The organism is Aequorivita soesokkakensis (assembly GCF_001641085.1).
Lineage (GTDB): Bacteria > Bacteroidota > Bacteroidia > Flavobacteriales > Flavobacteriaceae > Aequorivita > Aequorivita soesokkakensis.
The window spans coordinates 1-14,025 of sequence record NZ_LXIE01000036.1 but is presented as its reverse complement, the minus strand read 5'-3'; the positions used below and the strand labels follow the sequence as shown (position 1 = coordinate 14,025).

Below are 14,025 nucleotides of genomic sequence, written 5' to 3'. Positions count from 1 at the left end.
TACTTCCTATTCGTTAAAAATATGTTAATTTTAGTACTATGTGTAACACACTACTATCTTTTAGACATATATTTGTATAAGAAAATAATTAGCTATGGAAACTACAATTTCAGAAAATCAAAAAAACGTAAGTGCATTTATTCACTTATCTACCTTTTTAAAATACTTTTTCCCGTTTGCGAATTTTATCGCTCCATTATTGATTTGGAATTTTAATAAAGAAAAAGCTTTTGTGGACGAACACGGAAAACAAGCTATCAATTTTCAGTTGAGCGTTTTGATCTATACTATATTAATAGGTTTAATCTGCCTTCCGTTTTTTATCATTTTCGCAACAGATTTTATTTCATTGATAGAAACGATTGATCATAGCGCCGGACATTTTTCAATGAGCAATATTCAAAATCTTTCGGGATATATTTTATTATTTGGTTTAGCAATTTTGTTGCTGGTTGCACTGTTCGTTTTCGAGCTTTACGCAGTAATCAATGCTTCCATCCACGCTTCGCGCGGGCAGCTTTATAACTATCCACTTTGTATTAAATTTATAAAAACCAATCTAAACCCTATTCAAAATGAGCACATTAGTTAGTTACCTATTGGCTGCCATTTTGCAGTTTATAGGCGCAAGCATGCCGCAGGAACAGGAAACTGTTAGCGTATTGACTCATCAACAATGCGAAGAAACCGCAAGCGTGCTTCCTTATTCATTCATCATCAATAACGAACAGGAATTAAAAACAAGTAAAGAACAATTATGAAAATCGAAAACACAAAAGCGCAGATGCGAAAAGGGGTTTTGGAGTTCTGCATTCTTTCCGTTTTAAAAGACGGTGAGGCTTACACTTCAGACATTCTTGAAACCCTTAAAGACGCAAAAATGCTTGTCGTGGAAGGTACAATCTATCCGCTGCTCACAAGGCTTAAAAATGCGGGATTGCTTTCCTACCGTTGGGAAGAATCTACCAGCGGACCGCCACGAAAGTATTATGATCTTACCGACACCGGTAAATTATTTTTAACCGAATTGAACGATACCTGGGCAGAACTGCAACAGGCCGTAAACAAAGTAACCAGCGAAAAAAACACAAAATGAACAAGACAGTAAATATAAATTTGGCAGGCACTTCGTTCCACATAGATGAAGATGCCTTTGGGAAACTTTCGCGCTACCTGGACGCCATCCGTAAATCGCTAAAAGGTGCTGACGGAAGTGAAGAGATAATGCAGGATATTGAAGCCCGCATAGGCGAACTTTTTTCTGAAAAAATTGAAAGCCCATCCCAAGTAATAACCTTGAAGAATCTGGACGAGGTGATTGCTGTTATGGGACAGCCGGAAGATTATGAAGTTGATGACGAGATTTTTGAGGATGCCCCTTCTTCGTCAAAAACATATTCAAAATCTCGCGGAAATGCTTCACACAAACAACTTTTTAGAGATATTGACAACAAATATATTTCAGGGGTTTCCTCTGGTCTGGGCCATTATTTTGGTATTGATGCAATCTGGATCCGTCTTCTGTGGGTACTGTTGATCGTTGCTGGATTTGGTTCTCCAATTGTTGTTTATATATTATTGTGGATTTTGGTTCCGCCAGCACTTACAACTTCAGAAAAGTTGCGAATGACTGGCGAACCGGTCAACATTTCAAACATAGAACGGAAATTTAAAGAAGGTTTTGACAATGTTGCAGACCGTGTAAAAAATGTGGATTATGACAAATACGGCAATAAAATAAAAAGTGGCGCTTCAGGTTTCTTTGATAGCTTGGGAGAATTAATTATAGGACTGTTTAAAGTGTTCGCAAAAATCATTGGTGTACTTATAATTATCGTTTCCCTTTCAATCATTATTGGATTGGTCGTGGCATTTTTCACTTTCGGTTCCATGGATTATTGGGCCAGTAACGAAATAGCCGAAAAAATTGCTATGGTTGATGTAACCAATGTACCTATATGGCTACTGGCTTTATTGGGGTTATTCGCCATTGGCATCCCGTTTTTTGCATTGTTTGTATTAGGGCTGAAACTCTTGATAAGCAATTTGAAATCAATGAGCCCTACCTTGAAAATATCCTTGATTGTTGTTTGGGCTTTATCAATAATAGGCTTGACCATTTTGGGAATCAAACAGGCTACTGAAGAAGCTTATGACGGTAATTATATTGAAGAGCAAGCATTGGCAGTTCGAACTGGAGATACTTTACAGATCTCGATGCGTGCTGACAAACAATTTAGTTACAGAGTGAGCCGGGATAATGCGCTGCAGTTGAAATATAACGCCAATGAAGAAAAGGTAATCTATTCCAATGATATTATCCTGAACATAAAATCTTCAAAAGACTCAATTGGCAAAATTGTCATTGAAAAATCTGCCGAAGGCAATAACCAACTGGAGGCAAAAAAACGTGCTGAAGCCATTGAATACAAATATTCTTTTGAAAATAGCAGTCTAGTGCTTGATGGATTTTTCATCACCGATACTAAAAATAAGTACAGGGACCAGCAAATAGAAATAACGGTTTATTTGCCTGAGGGAACCGCTATTTATTCAGATGAAAATGTAAACTCTTATTATAACTACAGTTCAAATTTTGCTGAATTGAGCGATTATGACAATGATGCGCACCATTACAGAGTGTTGAAAAATGATTATGAATGTCTGGATTGTAAAGAAAAAGAGGAAAATTTTCAAGAAATGGATTCCTTGGAAATTATAAACTCTGAAAAAGTCATAGATACCATTAAAACCGAAAGCTGGGAAGAAGAGGTGAAAAATGATTTAAAAAATGTTGGAGAAAACACCAAACGCTCCCGTAAAACAGTAACAGTAACTATTGATTAATAACCAAAAAACCAATATCATGAAAACTACAAAATTTATTATGGCCATTGCCGGAGCTCTTCTTTTAAGTGCTTGCCATTTCAATATTAATACAGGCGAAAACGGAAACGGAAATGTTGTTACCGAAGAACGTACCGTTTCTGCAGATTTCACAGAAGTACGCGGTAGCGCTGGTCTTGATGTTTACCTTACGCAAGGTGATGAAAACAAAATAGTTGTGGAAGCTGATGAAAACCTGCTTCAATATATTGAGACCGACGTAGAAGACGGAAAACTGCACGTTACCACTTCAGAAAATATTGGCCACTCAAAAGCAAAGAAAGTGTATGTTACTTACAAAGAACTGACCAACGTTGAAGCAAGCAGCGGAGCGGATGTAACAGTAAACTCTGTAATTAAAAGTGAACGACTTTCCCTAAAAAGCAGCAGTGGAGCAGATTTAAAAGTAGAGGTTTTTTCAAAGGAACTTTCTGCAAAATCCAGCAGTGGTTCAGATTTAAAAGTCTCTGGAAAGGCTTCCTCATTCACTGCAGACGCTTCAAGCGGCAGTGAAATTGATGCGAAGGAATTATTTGTAGCCACCTGTAATGCCGAAGCTTCCAGCGGTGCAGAAGTGACTGTTAATGTAAAAGATAATTTGGAAACACACGTTAGTAGTGGCGGTAATGTAAATTACTACGGAGATCCTATTTCCGTAAATTCAAACAAAAGCAGTACGGGGAGCGTAAAAAAAATGTAAAGCTATCGACACTCTTTATTTTTAAAATTTACCCCGAATTGCAAAAAAAGACTTAACACTATCATAAATAGCTGTTAGGTCTTTTTTCATTTATCATAATTTTAAGAACCATCTATTACAAAAAAGCGATATTGAAGATAAAACCTTACACTATGAAAAAACTAATTTTAATTTTATCATTAATATTTATAGCCTCTTGTAGTTCCAATGATGATGCTGGAGATGTCCGTAACAATCAATTTGAAGACATACAAACAATACTTCCGCAGGGAACTTGGGCAGTGAGCTCCTACACTGAAGGCGGAATTGATGAAACCGTAAACTTTGAGAGTTTCATTTTTACGTTTAATGAAGATGGAACTGTAAGTGCAGAAAATGATCTTTTTGCAGAAAGTGGCACTTGGGAATATGACAATGTTTCCAGTGAAGATGAAAAATTCAATTTACAGTTTAACCAAACCACCCCGTTTGATTTAATTACTGAAAATTGGACGATTGTTTCTACCAATAACACACAAGTAAGTTTGGAAGTAAATAGCGGAAACAACGGTGAGCCTGAAACGCTTACGTTCACCAAATTATAAATTACTCTTTAAATAAAATTAAAAACCCCTCTCAAAAAATTTTGAGAGGGGTTTTTGCTTTACTAACTATAAAGATTAATTAACTACTACTTTAAATCTAATAACTTCTGAATCTACTTTCGCCTCAACCAAATATAAACCTGAAGCCAAATGGGCCATATTTATCTCACCTGAAGTATTATTTATTTCAGTGTTATAAACTTTTTGCCCTGCAAGATTATAAACAGTGACCTGTTTAATCAATCCTTTGCAAGAAATATTCAAAACATCTTTTACAGGGTTTGGATAAAATTTAAACGAAGCGGTTTCGTGATCAGTAACTCCCGCCGTTGCCTCGGTTGTAAATAATATTGGCCCTTCCCAAGCACTTCCATTGGCGCTGCAAATTGATTTTACATATACTTCATAATCTGTATCTGGCATTAAATTATCCAATGCTACTTGTGTTTGAGAGGTTGGAACTCCTGTTCCTGCTCCTGGGTATCCAGTTCCTGCCAATTGCACAATGTATTGATAACCACCGGTAGGTGCTGGAGATGGTGCAGTCCAAGTTAACAATGCAGTTGTCTCAGTTATTTCGTCAACTGAAATATCAGTTGGAGAGGCACAAGTTGGCGAATCATCATAAGCAGCTATTTTAAAATAGCCATATGTTCCGGCATAACCCCAAGCTCTCACCAAAATTTCAGTTCCCGGTTCAAGATTATCAAGTTCAATATAATTAAAGAATCCCTCTCCTTCATCTGAACTACAGTAAAGAGAACTCAAAGACCCACATATACCTGTATAAGCTTGCAAGCCCATATCTGATAAATATGGATCGTTGTTTGTTCTGGTTTCCAATTTCAATCTTCCTGAATCTGGAACTGTTACAGTATACCAAACATCTTTACCTTTTTCAGCAAATTCAAGTCCATCACAACTAACCAATGGATCATTTACATTACGGGTGGAAGAAGTACTATTTCCAATAATATAACTAGTTTCAAAATCAGTACCTACGGTTAATTCAACACCTCCCGAACATTCATCATTTACAGGCGGTGGAGGGGAAGGATAGGCACAAATAGTAAAATAGATAGCCCTAGAACTTAACGAACTTGAAACGGAAATGTAATATGTTTCCCCTGCTGTCAAATCTACTCTTTGTAAGTAAGTAGTACACTCATCAGATATGCGTGTTAAACTTCCAGGTGCTCCTGAATAAACAGCAACGTAAGTTGGAGCTGTTCCATTAACAAGCGTTTTTCTAAAAGTATAATTTGCAGTTTGTGTAGGCACAAAAGTGTACCAAACATCTAAGAAATCTACACCGCAATCTACATCTATAGAATGGGTTGCGGAAGCAGTATAGCCCTCTAATCCATTATTACAACTATCATCGTCTGATTCTGTAAGCATGATAGCTCCAGTTGGCTCATCGTTTACAGGAACTTCAGGAAATTTATATACACAAAGCGAGAACTGCGTATTTGGTTCTGGGCTAGAAATAGAAACAAAATATGTTTCACCCCCGTTAAGTTCTGGTGCCGTATATCTTGTACTGCAACCAGCAGATATTGGTTGTAAATCTACCGAAGAGCCTTCAAATATAAAAATATTTACATCTTCGCCTGTTAAGCTTTCAATACTAAAAGCATATTTTCCAGATTCGGTAGGCGTAAAACGGTACCAAAGATCCTTATACGCATCATAAGCTGGATTCGTGCAAGGATAATTTGTAGTACGGGTGGCACCTACAAAATCTCCCGTTATGGCATTGTTGCACATATAGTCATCAGATGCTGTCAATATAGCCGCATTAACCGGTTCATCGTTTAAACCTTGTGGTAAAACATATTCATAATGAAACTCATCCATATAAACATTCTTGAAGTTACTACCATTCCCAGAATGTTGTGGCTTGAAAGCAATATATGTATGGTTTAAACTAGTATCATAGTTTGAAAAGTCTATGGTGAATTCCGTCCAAGTTTCTGCTACAATACTGGTTTCATTAAGAGTTGTATCATCCAATACTACAAATGTTGAAGCATCCAGTGGGTCTGACATTGTACCAACAATGATGTTAAAACCTTCAGTAGTTGAAGCGCTTTTATTCATTTTGAACCTAATTTGCTTATCAGCATTCAAATCTAAAGTTTCAGGAGAGCTTAAAATTAATCCTTCCGGATCTGAACTTGTACTGAAAAACATACGCAACATTAAATTGCCGTCAGAAGGTAAAATATTGTTTTGTGATGCGTAGGTTTTAAAATCTCCCGTAGTTGTATCTAAAATTGACCAGCAAGGCTTAACATCTTGACCATTTTCATTAAGTCCTTCAAAACTATCACTGTATTCTGCAACTTTAGTATCGCAAGCTGTTGTAAATAAATCAGAAGCAATCCAAGCGCCATAATCTGAGACATCACACTTTGCACGAACATACGCAATATATGCTGTGTTTTGATCCAAAGAAACAGTAACAGAATTGGTCCCTGTTTCGGTACCATTTGCAGTAGGCTCTGGCGCAGGTAGAGTACTTTCCTGCACTAAGTATTCCCAAGTTGTTTCCCCAGAACCGCTTGTAGTCCAAGATATATTTGCTGAATTGTATTGAATGTTAGTTGCAGTAACATCTGTTACTTCAAGACAAGAAGGAATGTCTTCCACACAAACGGTGTTTATCCAAATAAATTTGTTTACAGCTCCACCGTGCTTGAAAGCAAATTTTGAGTGTCCGTTGTTAGGCAAATCTACAAGGTAAACGGCATTTCTATCCGCGGTTAGTGTAAGTGAAGTAAATTGGATAAAAGTACCTGACCCATCAATAGTACCTATCTGCAAAATATCTGCCGGGCTTCCACTTGATGCCCCTGCCTGTAATCGCAAACGGTGCGTTCCATCTGTTGAAAAAGTTGCTTCGGGTGAAATTGCAATAATGTCACCTGTAGTTGTACTGGTATAATACAATTCAAACATATTTTTACCGTAGGACCCTATATAATTTACATAAGCCCATCCACCAGCAGGCTCATCAACAACACTCCAGCAAAAAGGAACTGTATTATCAGGTATTCCTGCAAAATCATCACAAAAATTATCAGTAAATGCACCACATAATGTTCTAAGGGTATTGCCCGCTTTTATCCAAGCGCCATAGTCACCTCCACCACAATTAGCTCTCACATATGCTTCATAATCTGTATCAAAATCTAAATTATCAACTGTTACCAAGAGGTTTGTGTCTGTTGATGTATATTCCGTACCATTAGTAGTTGGTTCGCCACCTCCTACTTCTTGTACCACATACTCCCAGTTGTCTTCGCCAGTACCGCTTTCGGTCCAAGTTAAATCTACCGTTGTTTGGCTTGGGTTTGATAATGCTACATTGGTAACTTCCAAACAAGTTGGAATAGTTTCCAAGCAAACGCTATCTATATTAACTTGGTCAAACGTTGAGCCAAGGTTATGCTGAAAAAAAATGTATTGGTCTGTTCCTGCTGGAATATTAACGTCCTGTGCTACCCAGTCTGAATTTGTGGTACCAGTTAAAGCTATTGTTGCAACGGTGGTAAATGTTCCCGTTCCATCACCAACATTTGTTGTGCCCACAATCAAACTAGATTCTACTGAGCCCTGTGCATAAAACTTTAAACGGTGATTTCCATCAGAAGTAGTCGCGTTCATTGGTGATATAAAAATTAATTCTCCAGTGGTGGTGCCTGCATTATACATCCTAAAATATTTTGGAGGAGTTGGTGCTGCAGGGTTACTCGTAACCTTCCCATATGCCTGTGAATCACCTGTGGTGTTTATCATCGTCCAATCAGTTGGCACCTCATTATTCTCGTAAGAATCGAAATTCTCAGAGATGTCACACTGCGAATTTGCGTACTGCCCCACACATAGTAATAAGAACAGTAAAATTTGTAATGATTTTTTCATTTCTAAAGTCTTTAATAAAAATTAATATTTTGAAGCGTAAACCTACAACGCCATATACTATAATAAAAGGAAAGGTTTTTTGATTTTCGTGAAATTTCACGAAATTTAAAAAACAAAAAATAATCATAACTATTTAAAAAACAATCAATTAACTTGTTATTTTTTATTTTTGGAAGATTTTTTCAATTCTTCTTTGTGAAGGAAAATTTTTCGTCTTTTAGCAATGATTTTTTTCACCACGATGAGAATTACAAGCAGTAATACAATTCCAAAAAACAGAAAAAGGTAATTGTATTTGTCTTTTTGCCTCTCACGCTTTTTTACGTTTTCTGAAGACAAATCGTTTACAACTTTATTTAGCGATTTCTTTTCTTCGGAAAGTAATTTATCTTGTTCCGCTAAATATAGCGATGTGTATTTATTGGCATTTTCAGCATTGCCAATTGCAGCATAATTTTCAGAAAGCGATTTGTAAATTTCACTATTTATACCAATATCATTCACATTTTCAATAGAGCGGATTGCTCTTTCAAGAATTTGAATGGCTTCACCATTTTTCCCTTCCGTTGAGAGAATATTCGCCAGACCAAGCTCAGAATAGGCAATATTCTTAGTTGCATTTATCTTTTTGGCATAGACAATAGCTTCTTCATAATTTTCCTTCGCTTTTTTGTAATCTTTCATTTCAAAATTACAATCGCCTATTTTGTTACTAGCTATGGCAACGCTAGCATTTATGGCATTGCTTGAAATATTATTCTTAAAAACTTCCTCAGCTTGTTTAAAATATTGCAAAGCATACTCACAGCCCAAATTGTCTTTTTGGATCAACCCCTTAACAAAAAGTATATTTCCTTGAAGAAATTTTAAGGAGTCTGGCAATGGGTGACTCACTGATATTTCATAAGCTTGATCTAAATAATTCAACGCTTTGCTACTCAAATTCAAACGTTGATATTCACCGCCAATAAAACCCAGCACCCGTATTCTGTCTGTGTAAATTTTACTGTTTTTTGCAATAGAATCTGCCTGAAAAGCATATTCTAGAACTTTATCATGATTCTTCAAAACCGCATATCCATTGGCGACAATTATTAAAGCTCCAATTTGTGTTGAAGGATCTTTCTTGGCCAATTTATAAAGGCTTAAACCTTTTTCAATAGCAAGTTCAGGATTGTTATAGGTTATAGTACTTGCTTCTGAACGTAAACTGTCCAATTCTGCTCTGGTCTGTGCAAACGATGAAAAAGACCCGCCAAAAAAAATAATAGCGCAGGAAAAAAGGATTAACTTATCTGTGAATTGTTGCATTTTCATTAAAACGAAAGGTACTAAAAAGTTGCCGATTTCTCCTTTTTGCTTTTCTTTAAAAAAGCAATAAACTGCTTGGGCGTAAATCCTGTAATAGACTTGAAAACTACAGTAAACGCGCTATGCGAAGAAAAACCGCAAGTTTCGGCCAGATAACTTACTTTGTAGTTTAAGTAGGCTTTATCGGTTTTCATCAAATGGATAATATAATTTACGCGAAGCTCGTTGATGTAGGTGTTGAAATTTTTCTGTTTGTGGGTATGTATAATTTCTGAAATATATTTAGAATTTGTCTTCATCTGTTTTGCCAACAGGCTTAAATTCATATTGCTGTTCGCAAATTTTGTTGTTGCCTCAAATTCTTCCAAACGCTCTAAAATATTTTTTTCGGTTTCTTCAGGAATTACAATGCCTTTGGATGGTTTTAAAGAAGTGTCATCAATACTGAAAGGCGCTTCCAATTTTTCGTCTTTTTCTACTTGGGCAATTACTTTTTGGAAACGTTGGTATTCTCTGTTGAGTTTTCTGTTGTAAAAATAATAGCCAACGAATATCAGTAAAAAAAGAACGGCAAGCCCAGCACCCCATTTGTAATAGTTCTTTTTGTCGTCAAGCAAATTATTTTGCTGCTCCGCATCGATGTGTGAAATAATAACGCTCCGCACGTTTCGTTCAGAATCGAGCATTGATGCATTTAGCAAAGCTTTTTCGTTATAAAACTTTTGCGCCAGCGATATGCTGTCCGTTCTTTTATATAACTCAGATAGATTATCAAACATTTCAATTTTGATCGGGTTCTCAACAAAAGGAATTTTTAGGGCACTTTTATAATATTGAATTGAAGTTTCCAAATTATCCTTCAACAAATAAACCTTTCCCAAACCTTGCAGCGCAACACTTTCAATAGAAGAATCGTTTAACTCTGAGCTGTTTAAAATTGCAATTGATTTCTTAAAATGTACTTCGGCGCTGTCAAGTCTTGAACTATTCAAATAGTAATTGCCAAATTCATTCTGTGTAATTGCCCGCAGTGCCGGAACCTCATTATTTGATAAATTTTCAGCTTGTTTTAATTTCTGGAATGTTTTTTCATAATTCTTGCTTCGCGCAAAAATCTTGGATTCTTCCTGAAAAATCACTGTGTTGGCTATTGCCAAATCTTTTTCGGAAATGATTTCTTTTGAAAGGTTTATCGCTTTCTGTAAATCAGTTGAAGCTATATCTTCAACTCCAGCCATTCGGCACTGTTCGGAAAGTGCCGCCAAAACTAATGAAGCAATAAAAGGGGATTCGTTTTCCTTTAAAATTTCCTTCGCACGAAATAAATCCTCAATCCCTTCGGAAGTAGCTCCGCTGAGAATTTTTCCTTTTGAAAGTAAATAAAGTGCTTTCGCTTTTTCAGAATTTGAAGTTGCATTTTCTAAAAGATAATCTGCAACTTTAATGGTCTGCTCGGGATTTTGATAGACTGAATTGAGGTTTTTAATAAAAATTTGTTCCCGTTCCATAATTTCCTGTGCGCTTGCAGTCACAGAAAATAATGCGATAAAAGCAAATAGGAAGAAACGGATTTTCATTGATACCACTGGTTTTCCTGCAAATATAATTTATTAGAAACGGAGAATGTTTTGAATTTTCAATTTATTGGAAAATAAAAAGCATCTGAAAAATTTCAGATGCTCTCTTTATTTTTTAAAAAGCTTGAATTATGCGGTAACTTCAGTCTCAATTGTTGCAAGATAACGCTCTGCATCCAGTGCAGCCATACAGCCAGTTCCCGCAGCGGTTACCGCTTGACGGTATTCTTTGTCCTGTACATCGCCGCTTGCAAATACGCCAGGCTTATTGGTTTTTGTAGATTTTCCTTTGGTGATAAGATACCCTGTATCATCCATATCCAGCTGACCTTTAAAAATATCAGTATTCGGTTTGTGGCCGATTGCAATAAAAAGACCTGTAATTTTTATCTCTTCCTTTTCGCCCGTTTGGTTGTTTACCATTCGCAAACCTTCCACTACCATATCTCCCAAAACCTCATCAACTTCGGTATTGTAAAGTACTTTTAGGTTTTTTGTGTTATTAACGCGATGTTGCATAGCTTTACTAGCTTTCATGTAATCTTTACGAACAAGCATAGTTACACTTTTACAAATATTTGCCAAATAAGTAGCTTCCTCAGCAGCAGTATCTCCTGCTCCAACAATTGCAACATCTTGATTTTTATAGAAAAAACCATCACAAACAGCACAAGCGGAAACGCCACCACCACGCAACTTTTGCTCACTTGGCAATCCTAAATATTTTGCGGTTGCACCAGTTGAAATAATAACGGTTTCAGCTTCAATTTTAGTAGAGTTATCAACAGTTACTTTGTGGATTCCACCAACTTCGTTGCTAAATTCAACGTTGGTAACCATTCCAATTCTCACTTGCGTTCCAAAACGTTCGGCTTGTTGTTGCAGTTGCACCATCATTGTTGGACCGTCAATTCCTTCGGGGTAGCCGGGAAAATTATCTACTTCAGTGGTAGTAGTCAATTGTCCGCCCGGCTCCATTCCTGTGTACATAACAGGTTTTAAATCTGCACGCGCAGCGTAAATTGCCGCTGTATATCCAGCTGGCCCTGAGCCAATGATAAGGCATTTTATTCTTTCAATAGTTTCGCTCATGATATTTTCTTCAATAATGATTTTCGAATGGCAAAAATAGCAACTTTCAAAGGAATGTGCCTCTAAAAGTTATGAAGAATTGTTATTAAAGTATTAAGCAAGCCTATCGTTTTTCTTCGGAAGATTTATTTGAAGTACTTCAGAACATTTGATGCGTATATTTTTAAATTCTTCGGGATTTTGTTCTATTTCTTTGTTCCAAAACGGAATCATTTCAGAGAATTTTTGTTGCCAAGCTTCAGATTTTGCTTTTTCAGGATACGCAAAATGCAAAAGATCAATCATAATATCCACTGCAACAGAAGCGCCAGGCGATGCGCCCAAAAGTGCTGTGATTCTTCCATCTTTACTGTGAACCACCTCAGTTCCAAATTCAAGCGTACCTCCCTCCTCTTCATCGCGTTTTATTATCTGCACACGCTGTCCTGCAACTTTCAAATCCCAATCTGTGTTTTTTGCGTTTTTTATAAACTTTCGAAGTTCTTCCATTCTATCCTCATGGCCCATTCGCACTTGCTCTATAAGATATTTTGTGAGCGGAATATTATGCCAAAAAACACCCCACATAGATGGAATATTGTCCCATTTAATGCTTTTGAAAAGATCAAAGAATGATCCTTCCTTTAAAAATTTAGTGCTGAAACCCGCAAAAGGGCCAAACAAGAGTTCCTGTTTCCCGTCAATATAACGAGTGTCTAAATGCGGCATGGACATTGGTGGGGCGCCTACTTCGGCTTTGCCGTACACTTTTGCGTGATGCTTTTCAATCACTTCGCGATTGTTGCAGATTAACCATTCCCCGCTTACCGGAAAACCGCCGTAACCTTCCTTTTCATCTATTTCCACTTTTTGGAGCAACGGCAATGCGCCACCGCCGGCGCCAATAAAAACATGCTCAGCATCACAATGGATTTTTTCCTTCGTTTCGAGATTTTTAATCTTTACTAACCAATCTTCATCCTTCGTGGGATCTACATCTTCAACTTCGTGCTGGGTGAAAACTGGGGTGTCAAATTTTTCTTCCAAAATTTTGAAAAAGGTTCGGGTAAGTACACCGTAATTTACCTCTGTGCCTAATTCCATTCGGGTTGCCGCTATTTTTTCCGAAGTACTTCTTCCAGTCATCATCAACGGAAACCACTGTTCCATTTCATTAAAATCTTCTGAAAATTTCATTCCCTCAAACATAGGATGCTTTGTCATTTCGGCTACGCGTTTCTTCAGAAATTCAACATTATCTTCTCCTTCCACCCAACTATGGTGCGGAACAGGGTGAATAAAATCTTTTGGGTTTTTAATTAAATTATTATTTATCAAAAAGGACCAAAACTGTTTCGATTTTTCAAATTGGGTGCAAACTTTTATTGCTTTTGAAACATCGATGGAACCATCTTCGTTTTCGGGTGTGTAATTCAACTCGCAAAAAGCGGAATGTCCCGTTCCCGCATTATTCCAAGCTGCGGAGCTTTCCAAAGCCACCCTGTCCAACCTTTCGAGTATAAGTATTTTTTGATTTTTATCTATCAGTTTCAGCATCAACGCGAGTGTGGCGCTCATAATTCCGCCTCCAACACAGATTAGGTCGTAATGATTTTCAATTTTCTTCACGGTGGTCATTTTTTTACTTTTATCAAAAATAAACAATGAAAAAAGGAATATGGCTTAAGAAAATACTAATAATCATTAATGGATTTAAGTATGTCATTTAAACAAAAATCTACTTGCCAAACTTTATAATTTGGTTATTTTTGCATTTCAAAATTCGGGATGTAGCGCAGCCTGGTAGCGTACACGTCTGGGGGGCGTGGGGTCGCAAGTTCAAATCTTGTCATCCCGACTTAGTTAAAAGCATCGAGAAAATCGGTGCTTTATTTTTTTGGGTGGTACGCGAAGCGTGCCGTACGGCGATTTACTAAAAAAGTTCAAATCTTGTCATCCCGACTTA

The 14,025-nt window shown here is 36.9% G+C and carries 11 protein-coding genes and 1 tRNA gene; 7 read left to right on the top strand and 5 right to left on the bottom strand.

Annotated elements, in window-relative coordinates; all coding sequences use genetic code 11:
• The first annotated feature begins 94 nt into the window (after nucleotides 1-94).
• The 6 genes from A7A78_RS11615 to A7A78_RS11595 all read left to right on the top strand — a co-directional run bounded on the left by A7A78_RS11615 (nucleotide 95) and on the right by A7A78_RS11595 (nucleotide 4,170).
• Nucleotides 95-592, top strand: a complete 498-nt coding sequence (locus tag A7A78_RS11615) for a DUF4870 domain-containing protein (protein WP_068762634.1) — start codon at nucleotides 95-97, stop codon at nucleotides 590-592.
• The gene (locus A7A78_RS15010) at nucleotides 576-761 is read left to right on the top strand and encodes a hypothetical protein (RefSeq protein WP_131811137.1); all 186 of its coding nucleotides are present in this window, start codon (nucleotides 576-578) and stop codon (nucleotides 759-761) included. Before A7A78_RS11615 ends, A7A78_RS15010 begins: the two co-directional genes overlap by 17 nt.
• Nucleotides 758-1,096: a PadR family transcriptional regulator gene (locus tag A7A78_RS11610; RefSeq protein WP_068762633.1), complete on the top strand. Its 339-nt coding sequence runs from the start codon at nucleotides 758-760 to the stop codon at nucleotides 1,094-1,096. Before A7A78_RS15010 ends, A7A78_RS11610 begins: the two co-directional genes overlap by 4 nt.
• Complete coding sequence (locus tag A7A78_RS11605) at nucleotides 1,093-2,847, top strand: PspC domain-containing protein (protein ID WP_068762632.1); 1,755 nt, start codon at nucleotides 1,093-1,095, stop codon at nucleotides 2,845-2,847. Before A7A78_RS11610 ends, A7A78_RS11605 begins: the two co-directional genes overlap by 4 nt.
• Before the next feature lie 19 nt (nucleotides 2,848-2,866).
• The gene (locus tag A7A78_RS11600; protein ID WP_094746131.1) at nucleotides 2,867-3,586 is read left to right on the top strand and encodes a head GIN domain-containing protein; all 720 of its coding nucleotides are present in this window, start codon (nucleotides 2,867-2,869) and stop codon (nucleotides 3,584-3,586) included.
• A 152-nt stretch (nucleotides 3,587-3,738) separates the two neighbouring features.
• Nucleotides 3,739-4,170: a hypothetical protein gene (locus A7A78_RS11595; RefSeq protein WP_068762631.1), complete on the top strand. Its 432-nt coding sequence runs from the start codon at nucleotides 3,739-3,741 to the stop codon at nucleotides 4,168-4,170.
• Between the two features lie 75 nt (nucleotides 4,171-4,245).
• Here A7A78_RS11595 and A7A78_RS11590 read toward each other — a convergent pair whose 3' ends face one another.
• From A7A78_RS11590 to mqo, 5 genes are all read right to left on the bottom strand, one after another.
• Nucleotides 4,246-8,100 carry a fibronectin type III domain-containing protein gene (locus A7A78_RS11590; protein ID WP_094746130.1) on the bottom strand — a complete coding sequence of 1,285 codons (3,855 nt, stop codon included), beginning with the start codon at nucleotides 8,098-8,100 and terminating at the stop codon, nucleotides 4,246-4,248.
• A 156-nt stretch (nucleotides 8,101-8,256) separates the two neighbouring features.
• Nucleotides 8,257-9,411, bottom strand: a complete 1,155-nt coding sequence (locus A7A78_RS11580) for a tetratricopeptide repeat protein (protein ID WP_165593567.1) — start codon at nucleotides 9,409-9,411, stop codon at nucleotides 8,257-8,259.
• 20 nt (nucleotides 9,412-9,431) lie between these two features.
• Nucleotides 9,432-10,988, bottom strand: coding sequence for a helix-turn-helix domain-containing protein (locus A7A78_RS11575; protein WP_068762627.1), 1,557 nt, complete (start codon nucleotides 10,986-10,988; stop codon nucleotides 9,432-9,434).
• A 129-nt stretch (nucleotides 10,989-11,117) separates the two neighbouring features.
• Nucleotides 11,118-12,080: a thioredoxin-disulfide reductase gene (gene trxB, locus A7A78_RS11570; protein WP_068762626.1), complete on the bottom strand. Its 963-nt coding sequence runs from the start codon at nucleotides 12,078-12,080 to the stop codon at nucleotides 11,118-11,120.
• Nucleotides 12,081-12,173: 93 nt separating this feature from the next.
• Nucleotides 12,174-13,697, bottom strand: a complete 1,524-nt coding sequence (gene mqo / locus A7A78_RS11565; RefSeq protein WP_068762625.1) for a malate dehydrogenase (quinone) — start codon at nucleotides 13,695-13,697, stop codon at nucleotides 12,174-12,176.
• A gap of 146 nt (nucleotides 13,698-13,843) precedes the next feature.
• Between mqo and A7A78_RS11560 the strand changes: the two genes are divergently transcribed.
• Nucleotides 13,844-13,917: transfer RNA gene (locus tag A7A78_RS11560), tRNA-Pro, on the top strand.
• The last annotated feature ends 108 nt before the right edge of the window (nucleotides 13,918-14,025 follow it).

Bases quoted from the DNA above. Each gene is read 5' to 3' on its own strand.
- A7A78_RS11605 (WP_068762632.1), top strand. From the start codon at position 1,093: ATGAACAAGACAGTAAATATAAATTTGGCAGGCACTTCGTTCCACATA.
- A7A78_RS11575 (WP_068762627.1), bottom strand. From the start codon at position 10,988: ATGAAAATCCGTTTCTTCCTATTTGCTTTTATCGCATTATTTTCTGTG.
- A7A78_RS15010 (WP_131811137.1), top strand. From the start codon at position 576: ATGAGCACATTAGTTAGTTACCTATTGGCTGCCATTTTGCAGTTTATA.
- mqo (WP_068762625.1), bottom strand. From the start codon at position 13,697: ATGACCACCGTGAAGAAAATTGAAAATCATTACGACCTAATCTGTGTT.
- A7A78_RS11615 (WP_068762634.1), top strand. From the start codon at position 95: ATGGAAACTACAATTTCAGAAAATCAAAAAAACGTAAGTGCATTTATT.
- A7A78_RS11580 (WP_165593567.1), bottom strand. From the start codon at position 9,411: ATGCAACAATTCACAGATAAGTTAATCCTTTTTTCCTGCGCTATTATT.
- A7A78_RS11595 (WP_068762631.1), top strand. From the start codon at position 3,739: ATGAAAAAACTAATTTTAATTTTATCATTAATATTTATAGCCTCTTGT.
- trxB (WP_068762626.1), bottom strand. From the start codon at position 12,080: ATGAGCGAAACTATTGAAAGAATAAAATGCCTTATCATTGGCTCAGGG.
- A7A78_RS11610 (WP_068762633.1), top strand. From the start codon at position 758: ATGAAAATCGAAAACACAAAAGCGCAGATGCGAAAAGGGGTTTTGGAG.
- A7A78_RS11600 (WP_094746131.1), top strand. From the start codon at position 2,867: ATGAAAACTACAAAATTTATTATGGCCATTGCCGGAGCTCTTCTTTTA.
- A7A78_RS11590 (WP_094746130.1), bottom strand. From the start codon at position 8,100: ATGAAAAAATCATTACAAATTTTACTGTTCTTATTACTATGTGTGGGG.